11 protein-coding genes are annotated in these 18,151 nt (G+C 36.6%); all 11 read left to right on the plus strand.

The features are described 5' to 3' along the window. The first annotated feature begins 235 nt into the window (after positions 1-235). The 11 genes from AC3E9W_RS17290 (at position 236) to AC3E9W_RS17340 (ending at position 18,148) form a co-directional block, all read left to right on the plus strand. The gene (locus tag AC3E9W_RS17290) at positions 236-1,153 is read left to right on the plus strand and encodes a glycoside hydrolase family 43 protein (protein ID WP_488769318.1); all 918 of its coding nucleotides are present in this window, start codon (positions 236-238) and stop codon (positions 1,151-1,153) included. A 121-nt stretch (positions 1,154-1,274) separates the two neighbouring features. Further along, positions 1,275-3,164 carry a six-hairpin glycosidase gene (locus tag AC3E9W_RS17295; RefSeq protein WP_488769319.1) on the plus strand — a complete coding sequence of 630 codons (1,890 nt, stop codon included), beginning with the start codon at positions 1,275-1,277 and terminating at the stop codon, positions 3,162-3,164. 307 nt (positions 3,165-3,471) lie between these two features. Next, entirely contained in the window at positions 3,472-6,246 is a 2,775-nt protein-coding gene (locus tag AC3E9W_RS17300; RefSeq protein WP_488769320.1) for a glycoside hydrolase family 78 protein, read from the plus strand. A gap of 134 nt (positions 6,247-6,380) precedes the next feature. Then, positions 6,381-7,796 carry an acetylxylan esterase gene (locus AC3E9W_RS17305; protein ID WP_488769321.1) on the plus strand — a complete coding sequence of 472 codons (1,416 nt, stop codon included), beginning with the start codon at positions 6,381-6,383 and terminating at the stop codon, positions 7,794-7,796. A 254-nt stretch (positions 7,797-8,050) separates the two neighbouring features. Then, entirely contained in the window at positions 8,051-10,501 is a 2,451-nt protein-coding gene (locus tag AC3E9W_RS17310) for a glycoside hydrolase family 95 protein (RefSeq protein WP_488769322.1), read from the plus strand. Between the two features lie 103 nt (positions 10,502-10,604). Continuing rightward, positions 10,605-12,170 (plus strand): MGH1-like glycoside hydrolase domain-containing protein, encoded by a 1,566-nt coding sequence (locus tag AC3E9W_RS17315; RefSeq protein WP_488769323.1) that lies wholly within the window; start codon positions 10,605-10,607, stop codon positions 12,168-12,170. Positions 12,171-12,268: 98 nt separating this feature from the next. After that, positions 12,269-12,892, plus strand: a complete 624-nt coding sequence (locus tag AC3E9W_RS17320) for a HEAT repeat domain-containing protein (protein ID WP_488769324.1) — start codon at positions 12,269-12,271, stop codon at positions 12,890-12,892. A 267-nt stretch (positions 12,893-13,159) separates the two neighbouring features. Next, positions 13,160-15,910 (plus strand): glycoside hydrolase family 78 protein, encoded by a 2,751-nt coding sequence (locus tag AC3E9W_RS17325; RefSeq protein WP_488769325.1) that lies wholly within the window; start codon positions 13,160-13,162, stop codon positions 15,908-15,910. A 50-nt stretch (positions 15,911-15,960) separates the two neighbouring features. Beyond that, positions 15,961-16,476 (plus strand): BRO family protein, encoded by a 516-nt coding sequence (locus AC3E9W_RS17330; RefSeq protein WP_488769326.1) that lies wholly within the window; start codon positions 15,961-15,963, stop codon positions 16,474-16,476. 89 nt (positions 16,477-16,565) lie between these two features. Next, entirely contained in the window at positions 16,566-16,787 is a 222-nt protein-coding gene (locus AC3E9W_RS17335; protein ID WP_488769327.1) for a hypothetical protein, read from the plus strand. 215 nt (positions 16,788-17,002) lie between these two features. After that, positions 17,003-18,148 carry a sialidase family protein gene (locus AC3E9W_RS17340; RefSeq protein WP_320493827.1) on the plus strand — a complete coding sequence of 382 codons (1,146 nt, stop codon included), beginning with the start codon at positions 17,003-17,005 and terminating at the stop codon, positions 18,146-18,148. Positions 18,149-18,151 lie beyond the last annotated feature (3 nt).

Consider the following 18,151-nt stretch of genomic DNA (forward strand, 5'->3'; position numbering starts at 1 on the left):
GTTAAGACAGTTTTTTAGTAAATTTTGAGAAGCAGAAACAATTGGCATTTTTGGAAACATCGTCCCGCTTTTCGTTACAATCTTTTTTGTACCGAACCCCGGTACAAAAAAGGATTTCCACTGCAATCGGGGCTAAAGAGAATGATTTGGCTTTTTTGTAATTAATAGGATTTTAGATTAAACATAAATATACCTATAAGGTTTTGGAAACCTTGCAGGAGAAGAAAAATTAGAAATGAAAAAATTATTCATCATATTAACCCTTTCGTTTTTCGCGATCAGTTATGCGCAGAAAAAGAAAGAACTCTATCTTTTTACGTCGTTTAGAGAACCAGCAACAGAAGGTTTGTATTTGGCGTACAGCGAAGACGGTTACAATTGGAAAGGTTTAGAAGGATCATTTTTAAAACCAGAAATCGGAGCCAGTAAAATTATGCGCGATCCGTCAATCACAAAAGGTGGAGACGGAACCTATCACATGGTTTGGACAACCGATTGGAAAGGTGGAAATGGTTTTGGTTATGCGAGTTCAAAAGACTTAATTCATTGGTCAGAACAACAGTATATTCCTGTAATGAAAAACGAACCGGAAGTGGTAAACGTTTGGGCGCCCGAGATTTTTTATGATGATGTGAAAAAAGAATACATCGTGATTTGGGCATCGACTATTCCATTCCGATTCGAAAAAGGAGTTGAAGATGAGAAAAATAACCACAGAATGTATTATGTAACAACAAAGGATTTCAAAACCTTCTCGAACACCAAATTATATTACGATCCAGGTTTCAGCGTAATCGACTGTGTGATTGTCAAAAAAGGAAAAAAAGATTACGTTTTGGTTTTAAAGGACAACACAAGACCGATGAGAAACATTGAAGTAGCTTTTGGAAAATCTCCTCTAGGACCATTCGAAAAAAGATCAAAACCTTTAACAGAATATTTATCGGAAGGTCCAACGGTAGTAAAAGTGGGTAAAAACTGGCTGTTGTATTATGACAATTACGGATCAAAAAATTATAAAGCGTTAAGCACTTCAGATTTTGTTCATTTTGAAGATGTTTCATCCAAAATAAGTCTTCCGGAAGGACACAAACACGGAACGATTACGACAATTTCAAGCGAAGTTTTAAAAGGATTAATTGAAAAGAAATAGAATTAAGTTTCACGCAGATTTAAAATGATTAAAGCAGATAAAACAGATTTTTTATTAATCTGCAGAAATCAATAAAGAGGAAAAAAAATCTGCTTTATCTGCCAAAATCTGCACAATCTGCGTGAAACCAAAAATAAAAGAAATGATTGCTTTCCAGAACATTAAAACCAATATCATCACCGCTTCTGCAATTCTTTTGACTTGCACAGCCTTAAACGCACAAAACGACACCGTGCGTTATGTTGGCAAAACACTTTCAAATGTAGATTACCATCACGGACAGTTAAGTCCAGCAGTTGGAGTTCACGCGACGCAGATTATGCGTGCGAGTCGTGAACATCCCGAAAAAGCAGACGGATTCGGATGGACATACAACCACCAGCCGATGATGGCGTATTGGAATAACACCTTTTATCTGCATTATTTGAGCGATCCTTCAGGCGAACATATTCCGCCGAGCCAGACTTTATTGATGACTTCAAAAGACGGCGTAACATGGACAAAACCAGAAGTGATTTTCCCGATTTACAGAATTCCTGACGGATGGAAAAAGGAAGGCGTAGAAGGCGTTGCCAAAAATCTTGATGCGATTATGCACCAGAGAATGGGATTTTATACCTCAAAAGACAAACGACTTTTTGCATTAGCGTATTACGGAATCGCAATGGATGAAAAAGACGATCCGAACGACGGAAAGGGAATTGGGCGTGTGATTCGTGAAATCAAAAAAGACGGAAGTTTTGGCGAAATTTATTTCATCAGATACAACAAAACATGGGACAAATCGAAATCGAAATTCCCTTTTTATACCAAATCAAAAGACAAAGGTTTGATCAAAGCCTGTGAAGAAATTCTTTCTGAACCTTTAGTTTTACAACAATGGGTTGAAGAAGCGGATCGTGATGATGAATTAATTCCCCTTCAAAAACCATATAAAGCATTCAGCTATTATCATTTACCAAACGGAAATGTGGTTGGTTTGTGGAAACATGCTTTAACGTCAATCAGCCGTGATGGCGGAAAATCATGGGATTATATGCCGTTGCGTGCGCCTGGATTTGTAAACAGCAATGCTAAAATCTGGGGACAAAAAACATCTGACAATCGCTATGCGACGTTGTACAATCCGTCAGAATATCGTTGGCCATTGGCGATTTCAACTAGTGACGACGGACTGAATTATAAAGATTTATTGTTGGTTCACGGCGAAGTAAGTCCGATGCGCTATGGCGGAAATTACAAATCAGCCGGCCCACAATACGTTCGCGGAATCACAGAGAAAAACGGAACTCCGCCGGACGGAAAAATCTGGGTGGGTTACAGCGTAAACAAGGAAGATATTTGGGTGGCTTCGATTCCTGTTCCAGTGACTTCGGTTGTTACAAGTGATGTAAATGATGTCTTCAATAATCTTCCTGACGGAGAAGAATTGAAGTTTTGGAACACTTACGATCTTTCGTGGGCATCCACAAAAATCGAAAAGAAAACCGATGGCAAAAAATGGCTGACGTTAAGAGACCAAGATTATTTTGATTATTCGAGAGCCGAAAGAGTGATTCCGTTTGCCTCAAAAATGGAAGCTGTTTTCACAGTAAAGCCAGAGCAGAACAATCACGGTTTATTACAGGTTGAATTTCAGAACAAACAAGGTCTGCCTTCGGTAAGATTAACTTTTGATTCAGACGGTCAAATTAAAGTAAAAACGGGAGCACGTTTTAATGGAATTGGAAAATACGAAGCCAATAAAACCTATAAAATAACGGTTAAATTAGATGCTAAAAACCGTTCTTACACGATAAAAGTAAATGACGAGAAAGAATCAACAAAGATATTCTACGCGCCAACCGACGGATTTGAAAGAATCATGTTCCGAACTGGAGAACAAAGATTTACTCCAAATGCAGACACAGCGCCAGACACAGACGATTACGACGACCTGCCTCAAACCGGAAAATTAATCCCAGAAGCAGTTTTCAATATCGAGTCTTTGATTACTAAAAAGTTAAATTAGCCACGAATTCACGAATTATTTTTATCATCAGTGCGTAATTTATTTAAAAATGATTAAAATATTTCACGAATAAATTAAATTAATATTTTGGTATAAATTCGAAAAATTAAACACAAAGAAAAATTAGAGAAAATTCGTGAATTCGTGGCGAAAAAAATAAAGAACGCGGATAACACGGATTTACTTCGTAAAGACGCGGATAAAAACGGATTTTTTTATTTATAAAGAAGAAAAAAAATCCGCTAAAATCAGCGTCTTCGCGATAGCGAATCCGCGTCATCAGCGTTCAAAATCTCAACAATAAGAAATGAAGAATTTCAAAAACATTTTAATTGCCGTTTGCCTTTTAGTAACCCTAGTTTCTAAAGGACAAATTCTGCCTGTACATCTCACAACAGAAATGGCTGAAAATCCTTTAACAGTCGTTCAGAATCAGCCGAGATTTGGTTGGAAATTAATTTCAAAAGAATCTGATGCCTCACAAATCGCCTATTTGATTTTAGTAGCTTCTTCCGAAGAAAAACTAAATAATGACGACGGAGATATCTGGAATACAGGAAGAGTAAACTCAGATAAAAACCTGCATATTGTTTATAATGGAAAAGCTTTAAAAAACGAAACCAAATACTTCTGGAAAGTCAAAGTTTGGAGTCAGGAAGGAAAACTTTCTAAATGGAGTCGAACAGCCTCTTTTAGAACCGCACCTTTAGAATCAGAATTAAAGCCGATTTGGATTGGAGCGATTACCAAAGCAGACAGTCATTTGCCAGAAGGCCGAAACTTTCATAGTGCCACTTATAAAAGAGAAAAGAAAGACGCGATTATCAATGCTTCAGATTCGCTTTCGAGAAGAAGTATCATGCTTCGTAAACCTTTCGAAGTAAAAAAAGAAATCAAAGAAGCAATTGTTTATATTTCAGGTTTAGGACATTACGAATTGACTATCAACGGCAAAAAAGTTGGAAACAGTCAGTTTGCGCCTTTGTGGACGGATTACGATAAAACGGTTAATTATAATGTTTATGAATTAAGCGCTAAACAACTTCAAAAAGGCGAAAATGTAATTGGCGTTTTGTTAGGAAACGGAATGTACAATACTTTGGCTGAACGATATACCAAATTTTTCGTAAGTTTTGGTCCGCCGACTTTATTCTTTAAAATGAAAATCAAATACAATGATAATTCAGAAGAAATTATAAAGTCAGATGAAACTTGGAAATACAGTAAAAGTCCGATTACGTACAACAGTATTTTTGGAGGAGAAGATTACAATGCCAATTTAGAACAAAAAGGATGGAATACGAAACATTTCAAAGATTCAGATTGGAAAAAAGTAGTGGTTCAGGAAGCGCCAAAAGGAGTTTTAAGACCGCAGACTACAACACCAATTACGATTCAGAAACAATACGAAGTGAAAACGGCAAAAGAACTGAAACCGAATTTCTTTGTTTTTGATATGGGACAAAATCTTTCTGGATTTCCAACTATAAAAGTAAAAGGAAAAAAAGGACAAACCGTTCGCGTTTGGGTTGGAGAAAGTTTAAACGAAGACGGAACGGTTGGACAAGGAAAATCGGGAAAACCGTATTATTACGACTACACTTTAAAAGGGAAAGACGTTGAAGAATGGACGCCGAAATTTAGCTTTTACGGATTTCAGTTTGTTCAGATTGAAAATATTAATTACAAAGAAACAAAAGATAAAAGTCTGCCGACTTTGGTAGAATTAAAATCGAATTTCATTTACAATTCGGCTGGAGAAGCAGGAAGTTTTGCATGTTCGAATGAGCTTTTTAATAAAACACATGAGATTATAAATTATGCTATAAAAAGTAATTTCCAGAGTGTTTTTACGGATTGTCCACAACGCGAAAAATTAGGTTGGTTGGAAGAAATTCACTTAAACGGGCCAGGTTTACTTTTCAATTATAATCTGCAGACTTTCGCTCCTGCTACGATGCAGAACATTGCAGATTCGCAAAGAGAAAACGGACTTATTCCGTCGATTGTTCCTGAATATATCATTTTTGGAGGCGATTTTACCGATTCTCCAGAATGGGGTGTAACAGGTGTGATTCTACCTTGGATGTATTACGAATATTACGGCGACGCTTCTTTAATCGAAAAATATTATTCGGTAATGAAAAACTATGTCGATTATTTAGAATCAAAATCTAAAAATCACATTGTTTCACACGGATTGGGAGACTGGTACGATTACGGAACACATCCGGCAGGATATTCTAAAAACAGTCCGATTGCACTTTCGGCAACTTCGCATTTTTATTATGGAGCGAGTTTGGTGGCAAAAGCAGCTAAATTATTAGGTAAAACCGAAGATATTGAGAAATATGAAACTTTAACTTCTGAGATAAAAACTGCTTTTAACAACGAGTTTTTCAACTCAGAAACCAAACAATACGGAACTGGAAGTCAGTTTAGTAATGCTGTTCCAATTTTTATGAATATTGTAGAACCACAATATAGAGAAGCGGTAATGCAGAACTTATTGGCAGACATTGCTGCAAAAGGAGATCGTTTAACAACGGGAGATGTTGGAAATCGTTATTTATTTCAAGCTTTAGCACAAAATGGCGAAAACGAAACGATGTTTAAAATGAACAATCATTATGATGCGCCGGGTTATGGTTTTCAGGTTAAATATGGCGTAACGACTTTGACGGAACAATGGGATCCGAGAAAAGGAAATTCGTATAACCATTTTATGATGGGACAGATTGAGGAATGGTTTTACCAAAGTTTAGCCGGAATTAAATCGGATCCTGAAAAACCAGGCTTCAAACATTTCTTCATCCAGCCCGAGGTAGTAGGCGATATGACTTTCGCGAAAGCGGACTATCAATCGGTTTATGGAAAAATTGTTTCGTCTTGGGAAAAGAAAGACGGAAAGTTTATTTTGAATGTGGAAATTCCGGTAAATACTACGGCGACGATAAAACTGCCAGTGTCTAAAAATTCAGAGATAAAAATTGATGATAAAAAGGTTCGAGCTGGTAATGATGGAATAAAACCAGTTTTGGAATTAGGTTCTGGGAAATATATAATTGAATGCACAATATAGAACGCGGATAACGTAGATTTACTTCGTAAAGACGCGGATAAAAACGGATTTTTATTTAAAAAGATGAAAAAATTCGCTAAAATCAGCGTCTTCGCGATAGCGAATCCGTGTCATCTGCGTACAAACTCACAACAATGAAAAAAATAAAATACATCTTCTTAGTTTCCATTTTTGCTTTGACAATTGCCAAAGCACAGACTTCTGATACCAATTTTCGAAAACCAGTATCAGAAACTCTAAAGAAAATTGAAACTTTATTTAATGTTACGATCAACGATGACAGAGGTTTATTGAAAGGAAAAGAACTCGACTATGCCGACTGGAGAATTGAACCAGGAAACCTGCCGTTGTCGCTGACTAATATTTTGGCACCATTCGAATTAATGTATTTTAAACAGCCGGATGGAACCTACATTATTCGTAAATATGAAAACCATAAAGTTTCTGTTGATAAAGGAAAAGAACGTTTGTTTTATTTAGAAAGCCTTTATTCGACTAAAGAACAATGGGAAAAACGCAAAATGGAGTTAAAAGCTTGTATGATTTCATCATTTGGTTTGGATAAGGCGCCCCCTACACCTAAGTCTAAGCCACTTTTAACTCCAAAGAGAATCTATAAAGACTACAGCGTCGAGAATATCGCACTGGAGATTTTGCCAGGTGTTTATGCAACGGGATCGATTTACAAACCGTATCCGTTAAACAAAAAAGCAGCTGTTATTATAACTCCAGACGGGCATTTCGGCGACGGAAGATATAGAAAAGACGAGCAGTACAGATGCGCAATAATGGCTAAAATGGGAGCTATTGTCGTGGGTTACGATTTATTTGCTTGGGGAGAATCTTTATTGCAGTTTCCAGAAGAAACACACAGAAATAGTATCGCGTCGACAGTTCAGCTGCTGACAGGAATTCGTCTGCTGGATTATTTAGCAACGGTTAAAAATGCGGATATGACAAGAGTTGGTGTTACAGGAGGTTCAGGCGGAGGATCGCATACGATGTTTTTAGCAGCGATTGATGATCGTGTAAAAGTTTCGGCTCCAGTGGTAATGGTTTCCTCTCATTTTTCAGGCGGATGTCCGTGTGAAAGCGGGCGCGGCATTCACTTATGTGGAAACGGAACAAACAACGCTGAAATCTCTGCTATGATGGCTCCAAAACCGCAATTGATTGTTTCGGATGGAAAAGACTGGACTTTGGCAGTTCCAGAATTGGAGTTTCCGTTTATTCAGAGAACTTATGAGTTGTACGGAAAAAAAGATTTAGTAGAAAATGCTCATTTTGCAAAAGAAGGACATGATTTCGGAATTTCGAAGCGTATGGCTTTGTATCCGTTTATGGCGAAATATTTAAATTTAGATTTGAATAAAGTGAAGAACGATAAAGGCGAAATCGACGAATCGACTTGTGTAATTGAGCCAAAAGAAAAGTTGTTTGTTTTTGGAGATAAAGGTGAAAAATTGCCTAAAAATGCACTGAAAGACATCAACAAATTATATGAAATGTTCGGAGAAAAAAATCTGAAGGTTTATGAGGTTAAGAAATAGCCACGAATTACACTAATTGCACTAATTTTTATGCCACAGATTAAAGGATTTCCACTGATTAAAAAATCTGCTCGATCTGCTAAATCTGCGAGAGTAATTTTTTTTCTCGCAGATTTAGCAGATTGAGGAGATAAAAAATCCTTCTAATCATTTTAATCTGTGGCAGAAAATTAGAGAAATTGAATAAAAATTAGAAAAGAAATTAGTGTATTCGTGGCAGAAAAAAATATTCGTGGCGAAAAAAAAATATAAGTATGAATCTAAAAATTAAATTAACGGCAATTTGTTTAGGAATTTTTTCCATCACTGCAACGGCGCAAAATGATTTGAAACTTTGGTACGATAAACCAGCTGCAATCTGGAATGAAGCCTTACCATTAGGTAACGGACGTTTAGGCGCAATGGTTTTTGGCGATCCAGCTGTGGAGCGTTTACAATTGAATGAAGAAACCATTTGGGCTGGTTCTCCAAATAGTAATGCACATTCAAAATCTATTGAAGCTCTACCGATTGTCCGCAAATTAATATTTGACTTAAAATTTGACGAAGCGCAGGATTTAGCTACCAGAGATATCATGTCGCAGACCAATGACGGAATGCCGTATCAGACTTTTGGAAGCGTTTATATTTCGTTTCCAGGGCATCAAAAATATTCCAATTACTACCGAGATCTAGATATTAGTAACGCTTCCGCGAAAGTGAAATACACCGTTAATGGAGTTGAATTTACACGCGAAATCATAACAGCATTTTCAGATCAAGTTATTGCAGTGAAGCTTTCTGCAAGCAAACCGGGACAGATTACTTGTAATGTTTTCATGAACAGTCCGATTGATAAAACTGTTCCGTCGACAGAAGGAAACCAGATTATACTTTCGGGAGTTGGAACTAATTTTGAAGGAGTAAAAGGAAAAGTAAAATTTCAGGGAAGATTAACGGCTAAAAATAAAGGTGGTGAAATCGATGCTAGCAACGGAGTTTTAAGCATTAATAAAGCTGATGAAGTGACTTTGTACATTTCGATTGCCACTAATTTTAAAAACTACAAAGATATTTCGGGCGATGAAATTGCGAAAAGCAAAGATTATTTGGCTAAAGCTGAAATAAAAGATTTTGAAACTATACAAAAAGCTCACACAGAATATTATCAAAAATTCTTCAATAGAGTTAGTTTAGATTTAGGTTCGAATGAAAACGCGAAGAAACCAACAAACGAGAGAATTAGAGATTTTTCCAAACAATTTGATCCGCAATTAGCTTCGTTATATTTCCAATTCGGACGTTATTTATTGATTTCGAGTTCACAGCCAGGAGGACAGCCAGCGAATTTACAAGGAATCTGGAATGATATGGTAACACCGCCTTGGGACAGTAAATACACAACAAACATCAACGCTGAAATGAATTATTGGCCGGCACAGGTAACCAACTTGCAGGAAATGCACGAACCATTTTTACAGATGGCAAAAGAATTAAGCGTTACTGGTGCAGAAACTGCCAGAATGATGTACAATGCTGGCGGATGGGTTTTACACCACAACACCGATATCTGGCGCGTAACTGCTCCTGTAGATTCTGCTGCTTCGGGAATGTGGCCGACTGGCGGCGCTTGGGTTTGTCAGGATTTATGGGAAAGATATCTATATACAGGCGATAAAAAGTATTTAGCAGAAATTTATCCGATCATGAAAGGTGCTGCCGATTTCTTTCTAGATTTCATGATTGTGGATCCTAACACAGGATATTTGGTTGTTGTGCCTTCAAGTTCGCCTGAAAATACGCATGCTGGCGGAACTGGAAAATCGACCATTGCATCGGGAACGACAATGGATAATCAGTTGATATTTGATTTGTTTACACATGTAATCGAAGCTTCAAAACTGGTTGCTCAAGATGCTACTTACTCGAAAAAAGTAAGCGATGCTTTAGCCAAAATGCCTCCAATGAAAGTTGGAAAACACAGTCAGTTGCAAGAATGGCAGGACGATTGGGATAATCCAAAAGATAATCATAGACACGTTTCGCATTTGTACGGATTATATCCGAGTAATCAGATTTCGCCAAACAAAACACCTGAGTTATTTGAAGCTGCAAAACAATCTTTGATTTACAGAACAGATGAATCTACAGGCTGGTCTATGGGATGGAAAGTGAATTTATGGGCGAGATTATTGGACGGAAATCACGCTTATAAACTGATTCAGGATCAATTGCATTTGGTAACGGCCGACCAAAGAAAAGGTGGCGGAACGTATCCGAATATGTTAGATGCGCATCAGCCATTTCAAATTGATGGGAATTTTGGCTGTACGGCCGGAATCGCAGAAATGCTGATGCAGAGTCAGGAAGATGCGATTCAGTTATTACCTGCGCTACCAACCGTTTGGAAGGACGGAAGTATAAAAGGTTTAGTGGCAAGAGGCGGTTTTGTAATCGATATGACTTGGAAAAATAATAAAGTTTCGACTTTAAAAATTTATTCAAAAATTGGCGGAAACTGCCGTTTGAAAGTTGAAAACGCTTTGAAAGGTTCTTCAATTAAAAAGGCAAAAGGCAAGAATACGAATGCTTTGTTTTATGATGTGGAAGTGAAGAAACCGATTATTTCGAATGAAGCAAAACTAGAAAAAGTAAAACTGCCGAATTACAATGTTTACGATGTGAATATGAAAGCGGGACAGACGTATACTTTTACGGGGAATTAAATATATTTTAAAACCATATAAGGCATATAAGTTTAGTTAAGTTTTACTTTATATTTTCTTATATAACTTATATGGTTTAACTCTTTTAAAGATTGAATTTTAAATGTTGACAAATCTTAAATACAAAATAATAGCACTTTCGGTTTTAATAGCTCTAAATACAAGCTGTAAATCGGGTGCCAATCATTCTCATAAAGGAAAATCGGTTGTTTTAAATTCGACTGATTATAAACATTATGTGGATTATTTCAACACGATGGAAGACGAAAATTTAAAATTTGCAGTTCCGAATGACAGTGCGTGGGCTTGGATGGATAAGAATATTCCGTTGTTTGAATGTCCGCAGCAGAATTTTGAGGAAATTTATTATTTCCGCTGGTGGAGTGTTCGTAAACATATTAAACAAACACCACAAGGATTTGCGATTACAGAGTTTTTGGTAGACCGTTCGTATGCCGATAAATACAATATGATTAGTTGTGCTTTGGGGCATCATATTAATGAATTCCGTTGGGTTCATGATCCGAAATATATTGAGCAGGATGTGAAAATTTGGTATAGAGGTAATGATGGAAAACCGATGAATAAATTGTATAAATTTAGTAGTTGGACAGCCGATGCTTTGTATAATCGTTATTTGGTGAATAAGGATGAAAAATTCTTATTGGATTTGTATCCAGACATGGTTACTGATTATGCGGTTTGGGAAAAAGACCGTCAGCGTAAGGATGGTTTGTTTTGGCAACATGATGTAAAAGATGGAATGGAAGAATCTTTAAGCGGCGGACGAAAAGTGCAAAATGCAAGACCAACGATTAACAGTTATATGTATGGAAACGCTGTAGCGATTTCTAAAATGGCTGAAATGAAAGGTGATAAGGAAACAGAAGGAAAATTTAAAACAAAAGCTGATGAGTTACAGCAATTAGTGGAAACGAAATTGTGGAATCCAAAGAGTGGATTCTTTGAGACTTTGACACAAAAAGATACTTTGGCACAGGTTAGAGAAGCAATCGGATTTATTCCGTGGTATTTTAATCTTCCTGAAAAAGGAAAAGGATTTGAAAAAGCTTGGGAACAGATTAAAGATGAAAAAGGGTTTTCGGCACCGTTTGGCTTGACGACAGCAGAAAGAAGAAGTCCGCGTTTTAGAACTCATGGAACAGGAACCTGCGAATGGGACGGCGCTATTTGGCCATTTGCAAGTTCGCAGACTTTGACTGCAATGGCAAATGTTTTAAATGGTTACGATCAGAATTTTGTTGGAAAACCAGATTATTTCAAACAAATGGAATTGTATGTTCAGTCGCAGTATTACAGAGGAAAACCTTATCTTGGCGAGTATTTGGACGAAACGACTGGTTATTGGCTAATGGGCGACAGAGAAAGAAGCCGTTATTACAATCATTCGACTTTTAACGATTTGATGATTACAGGAATGGTTGGTTTACGCCCGAGAGCAGATGAAAAGATTGAAGTGAATCCGTTGATTCCACAAGAAAAATGGGATTGGTTTTGTTTGGATAATGTTTTGTATCATGGAAATATTATTACGATTCTTTGGGACAAAACGGGAGAAAAATATAAAAAAGGAAAAGGTTTTAGAATTTATAAAAACGGAAAAGAAATCGCGTTTTCTGAGAAATTGGAGAGAGTGATTTCGCAGTAATTTTTTGCTGAGATTTGGTTTCACGCAGATTCTGCAGATTTTTTTTGATTTTTAAATTCTAACTCTTAAAAAATATTCTAAACCTTATTTGAAATATTATGATTGAGAAGAAAGCGGTTTTTAGGCCTATACATAACTTAGATCAGTTAATAACTCTTGATGAATATTATGATCTTGGATATGAGGAATCAGAAGAAGCGATTAAAGACGTTCAGAAATTAGCGGTAAAAGATTTGGAGTCTGTAAAGCACTTTTGTGAAAACAATCTTTATGCACAGCCAGATAAAGTTAGGTTTGTCTATTATGCTTTGAGTGAGGATGAAGATTTGGATAAATGGGGAGATTTTCTTTCGGATGAATTCAGCAGGGTTTATCAAATAGGATTGGACCAGAATCGTGTTAAAGAACTTTCTTCTGTTATCAATGAAATTTTAGTCGAAACTCTAGATACGTATCCTGCAGAAAGAGTTAGAGAAAAATTATTGAAAGGATTGGATCATAAAGATGTTGTCATTCGCTTAAATGCTTTAGAATTTTTAGAATATTGGATTGATGAATCCGTTTTGAAAAATAATCCATCTATAGTTTCTAAGTTGAGGCAAAAACTCAAGGACCCTGAGTGGAAAATGCGTTGGGAAACCAGTAAATTGTTAGAACGAAATAAAATTGCATTTGAAAGTTTGAGTACAATGGATAAATTGAGAAGGTTTGTTAATCCATGATTTTTTAAAATATTACGTATAGTTTGTCATCCCGAGGAACGAGGGATCTCCACAAGAAGCTCTACAAAGATTATCGATTTTGATTGTAGAATTACAGTGTGTGTCCTTCGACTTCGCTCAGGATGACAAAAAATGAGAATAAAATTTACTCTCGCAGATTTGGTAGATATTGGAGATTTTTTTGCCACGGATTACACAGATTAAAATGATTTTTATCTGCTCAATCTGAAAAATCTGCAAAATCTGCGGGAAACAATAAACAATACCATGAAAAAGTTTTTTTTACATCTTACAATAATCATTTCAATTTTTACTATTTCTGCGAAAGCCCAAAACAAGATTGTGGTGAGTGATTTGAAATGCGAAATGCTGACCAATCCAGAAGGAATTGACGTTTTACAGCCAAGATTAAGCTGGAAGATAAAAGCAGACGTAAATGATGTAAAACAATTTGCATATCAAATTATTGCTTCTTCTAGTTTAGAAAAACTAAATGCAGAAAATGGCGATTTATGGAACAGTGGGAAAGTGCGAAGCGATGCTTCTGTAAACGTAATTTATAATGGAAAAAAACTTGAAAACAGACAAGATGTTTACTGGAAAGTAACGGTTTTTACCAATAAAGGAGAAATTCAGTCGAAAGAAAATGCACATTTCAGTATCGGAATTCTGACTTATGCCGACTGGAAATCAACGAGATGGATTGGGTATGAAAAAGCTTCGCCTGGAGATAGCATTTCACAGTATTCGAGATTATCAGCTCGTTATTTGCGAAAAGAAATCAATCTGAAAAAGAAAGTCAAAAATGCCAAAGTCTATATCATGGGAATGGGCTTGTACGAGCTGTACATTAATGGAAATAAAATTGGTGATCAGGTTTTAGCGCCAGTTCCGACGGATTATACGAAGAATGTAAAATACAATGTTTTTGATGTGACTTCGCAATTACAGGAAGGCAAAAACATGTTAGGAACGATTTTAGGAAACGGACGTTTTTTTACCATGCGCCAGGATTATAAACCGTATAAAATCAAAACGTTTGGTTACCCGAAAATGGCTTTGCAGTTATTTGTAGAATATACCGATGGAAGTAAAGACGTGATTCGTACAGATGATACTTGGAAAATCACAACCGATGGACCAATTTTATCTAACAACGAATACGACGGGGAAGAATACGACGCCCGTAAAGAAATGAAAGGCTGGAATACCATTAATTTTGATGATAAAAAATGGCTTTCAGCAGAATATGTGCAGGAACCAGGCGGATTCTACGAAGGTCAGATGTCGGCGAATATGAAAGTGAAACGTGAAGTAAAACCGATTTCAATCAAACAGACACCAAAAGCAACTTATATCTTAGATATGGGGCAAAATATGGTCGGCTGGCTACAATTGAAAGTGAAAGGAAAAAGCGGAGAGAAAATCACGATGAAGTTTGCAGAATCGCTTCAGCCTGACGGTTCGTTATACATTGCGAATCTGCGTGATGCAAAAACGACTGATATTTATACTCTAAAAGGTGAAGGCGAAGAAGTTTGGGAACCTCGTTTCATTTTCCACGGATTTAGATTTGTTGAAATTTCCGGTTTTACAGCTAAACCGACTTTAGACAATTTTGTTGGAAAAGTCATTTATGATGACATTCAAACAACGGGAACTTTCGATTCTTCGAATCCAATAATGAATCAGATTTTTAAGAATGCGTGGTGGGGAATCAGCGGAAATTACAAAGGGATGCCAATTGACTGTCCGCAAAGAAACGAGCGTCAGCCTTGGTTGGGAGACAGAACAACAGGTGCTTATGGCGAAAGTTTCTTATTTGATAATCAAACTTTGTATGCAAAATGGTTAGACGATATTAAGTATTCCCAAACTATAGATGGCGGACTCCCAGATGTGGCGCCTGCTTTCTGGCGTTATTACGGAGACAATGTAACCTGGCCGGGAACGTATATCACGGTTGCTGATATGTTGTATCAGCAATTTGGAGACTCAAAAGTGGTCGAAAAACAATATCCAAACATGAAAAAATGGATGGATTATATGGAAGAAAACTATCTCGTCGACGATATTATGACCAAAGATAAATATGGTGATTGGTGCGTTCCGCCAGAATCATTGGAATTAATTCGTTCGAAAGATCCAATGCGTTTAACAGATGGGGAATTGATTTCAAGCGCATTTTATTATCAGTTGTTGAATATCATGAAGAAATTTGCGGTGATTGCTCACGCGGAAAATGATATTAAACATTATGATGAATTAAGTTCAAGAATCAAAAAAGAATTCAACGCTAAATATTTAAACGCAGATGAAAATAGTTATGCAAATAATACCGTAACGGCCAATTTACTGCCTTTGACTTTCGGAATGGTTGCAGACGGACTACAAACTAAAATATTCGAAAATTTAGTACACCAAGTAGAAGTGGTTAAAAATGGTCATATAAGTACAGGCGTTATCGGAACGCAGTTTTTAATGCGAACCTTAACCAATTTTGGACGCGGAGATTTGGCTTTCAAATTAGCATCGAATAAAACGTATCCAAGCTGGGGTTATATGGTCGAAAATGGAGCCACTACAATCTGGGAACTTTGGAACGGAAACACAGCAGATCCAGCAATGAATTCGCAAAACCACGTCATGCTTTTGGGCGATTTATTGATTTGGTATTACGAAAATATGGCGGGAATCAAAAGTAATCCTGAAACGCCAGGCTTCAAGCAAATTATCATGAAGCCTGATTTTAATGCCGGATTGACGTATGTAAATGCATCTTATGAATCTATTTATGGAACGATTAAAAGCGGCTGGAAAAAAGATAAAAAATCTTTGGTTTGGGATATTACAATTCCGGCAAATACTTCTGCTGTTGTGTATCTTCCAGCGAATGATATTTCGGCTGTTTCGATCAATAAACAGAAGCTGGATAAGACTTTTAATTCTAAAATAGAAAACAATAATATTGTTTTGACTTTAGAATCAGGTTCATACGTTTTTAATGTAAAATATTAATTTAAGAAGAATTTTTGTATTATTTTATCGGTAAGTTTAAAGCTGTAATTATGGATGCTGTTAAAGTTTTTGAAGATAAAAAAGTACGAAGTCATTTCGATGCTGATAATGAAATATGGTATTTTTCAATTGTCGATATTGTTGAAATTCTCACTAATCAGCCTCATCATCAGGGAGCAAGAAATTATTGGAAAGTGCTGAAAAGTAGATTATTGAAGGAAGGAAATGAACCGGTTACAAATTGTAACCGGTTGAAATTAGTTGCCGAAGATGGAAAAATGAGACTTACAGATGTAGGCAATGTTGAAGATATTTTTAGAATAATTCAATCCATACCATCTCCAAAGGCGGAACCCTTTAAACTTTGGCTTGCAAAAGTAGGATATGAACGCATACAAGAAATTCAGGATCCGTCAGAAAGTATAGACCGTGCAAGAGAAAATTGGAAACAGCACGGACGAAGCGAAAAGTGGATTCAGCAGCGAATGACGGGCAGGAGACCCGCAAACTCACTGATTATTGGAAAGAAGCTGGCATCGAAGAGAAAAGTGAATTTGCTTTTCTAACCAATATTATCCATAAAGAATGGACTGGATTATCATTAAAGAAACACAAAGAAATAAAAGGATTGCAATCACAAAATCTGCGTGATCACATGAGCGAAGCTGAATTGATTTTTACAGCATTAGCCGAACTTTCTACACGACAAATAGCAGAAAATGATGAAGCAAAAGGACTGGAGGAAAACGCTGTAGCCAGTAAAAAAGGTGGTTCAGTTGCTAAAAACGCAAGAATTGAACTCGAACAACAAACAGGCAAAAATGTGGTGACTGGAGAGAATTTTTTACCTCCAAAACAAAAAGATTTACCCGAATAAATAAAAATTCTATAAATAATTTTTGTTCTCAATACACTTTCGTCAGGAAATTTTGCGATAAACGTTAAATAACTTGCATTTTTAGTATTTCGGGACAGTACAGGATACATTGTTAATTTTTTAGTGTTATTTTTACACTTAATAAATATTTTTACCTAAAAAAATGTTAGGTCTATATTTATAGTCAGAAAAAATAATTCATAATTTAATTAAGAATGAAGATTACAAAATTAGCATTTGTTTTGTTTGGACTTTTCCTTTTAGGAAGTTGTAAGTCGGCTTTAGAAAAGAAAACTTGGAAAGAAGGAATTTTAGTAGATCAGTTTGTTTACGATAAAGCGCCTTATCCGTCTTGCCACGCCATTACAATTGTCGAAGCAACAAATGGTGATTTAGTAGCTTCTTGGTTTGGCGGAACTCACGAGAGAAATCCTGATGTCTGTATTTATGTGGCAATCAAACCAAAAGGAAGCGATACTTGGAACGAAGGCGTAAAAGTAGCAGACGGCGTAATGAAAGAAGGGCCAAGATTACCAACTTGGAATCCCGTTTTATATCAAATTCCAGGTGGCGATTTAATGCTTTTCTACAAAATAGGACCAAAACCATCAGAATGGTGGGGCGTAATCAGAACTTCATCTGACGGCGGAAAAACTTGGTCTGAAGCTCAAAAAATGCCAGACGGTTTCTTAGGTCCAATCAAAAATAAACCTGTTTTATTAAGCAACGGAACTTTACTTTGTCCGTCAAGTATAGAAGGTGACGGTTGGAGACTTCGTATGGAATCGACTCCTGATTTCGGAAAAACTTGGGTAATGGGCGACACGCTTCCAAGAGGAAAACAAAAAATCAATGCGATTCAGCCAAGTATTTTATTCCACAAAGATGGAAGCATTCAGGCTATCGGAAGAACTAGAAATCGCGCTATTTTCAGTACTTTCTCAAAAGACAACGGAAAAACATGGTCGGATGTGGAGTTAATCGGACTTCCAAATAACAACTCAGGAACAGACGCTGTAACACTTAAAGACGGAAGACATTTGTTAGTTTACAATCACGTTCTGCCTCCAGGAAAAGAAGCAAAAGGACCAAGAACACCTTTGAATGTTTCGGTTTCTAAAGACGGAATTCATTGGAACGCGGCTTTGGTTTTAGAAGATTCAAAAATCAGTCAATACTCTTATCCATCGATGATTCAAGGTTCAGACGGAATGGTGCATATTGTGTACACTTGGAGAAGAGAAAAGTTGAAATACGTAAAAGTTGATCCAAGTAAATTGGTTGCACTTCCAATTAAAAATGGAATCTGGCCAGGCGAAGAAGGAAAAGTAGTGACAGCCGTAAAAGCAGAAGAAGAGTAAAGA

This window comes from Flavobacterium sp. 38 (assembly GCF_057799715.1).

Excerpts from the sequence above, each read along its gene's own strand:
- AC3E9W_RS17315 (WP_488769323.1), top strand. The coding sequence starts at position 10,605 with ATGTTGACAAATCTTAAATACAAAATAATAGCACTTTCGGTTTTAATA.
- AC3E9W_RS17340 (WP_320493827.1), top strand. The coding sequence starts at position 17,003 with ATGAAGATTACAAAATTAGCATTTGTTTTGTTTGGACTTTTCCTTTTA.
- AC3E9W_RS17290 (WP_488769318.1), top strand. The coding sequence starts at position 236 with ATGAAAAAATTATTCATCATATTAACCCTTTCGTTTTTCGCGATCAGT.
- AC3E9W_RS17300 (WP_488769320.1), top strand. The coding sequence starts at position 3,472 with ATGAAGAATTTCAAAAACATTTTAATTGCCGTTTGCCTTTTAGTAACC.
- AC3E9W_RS17335 (WP_488769327.1), top strand. The coding sequence starts at position 16,566 with ATGAGCGAAGCTGAATTGATTTTTACAGCATTAGCCGAACTTTCTACA.
- AC3E9W_RS17305 (WP_488769321.1), top strand. The coding sequence starts at position 6,381 with ATGAAAAAAATAAAATACATCTTCTTAGTTTCCATTTTTGCTTTGACA.
- AC3E9W_RS17320 (WP_488769324.1), top strand. The coding sequence starts at position 12,269 with ATGATTGAGAAGAAAGCGGTTTTTAGGCCTATACATAACTTAGATCAG.
- AC3E9W_RS17310 (WP_488769322.1), top strand. The coding sequence starts at position 8,051 with ATGAATCTAAAAATTAAATTAACGGCAATTTGTTTAGGAATTTTTTCC.
- AC3E9W_RS17325 (WP_488769325.1), top strand. The coding sequence starts at position 13,160 with ATGAAAAAGTTTTTTTTACATCTTACAATAATCATTTCAATTTTTACT.
- AC3E9W_RS17330 (WP_488769326.1), top strand. The coding sequence starts at position 15,961 with ATGGATGCTGTTAAAGTTTTTGAAGATAAAAAAGTACGAAGTCATTTC.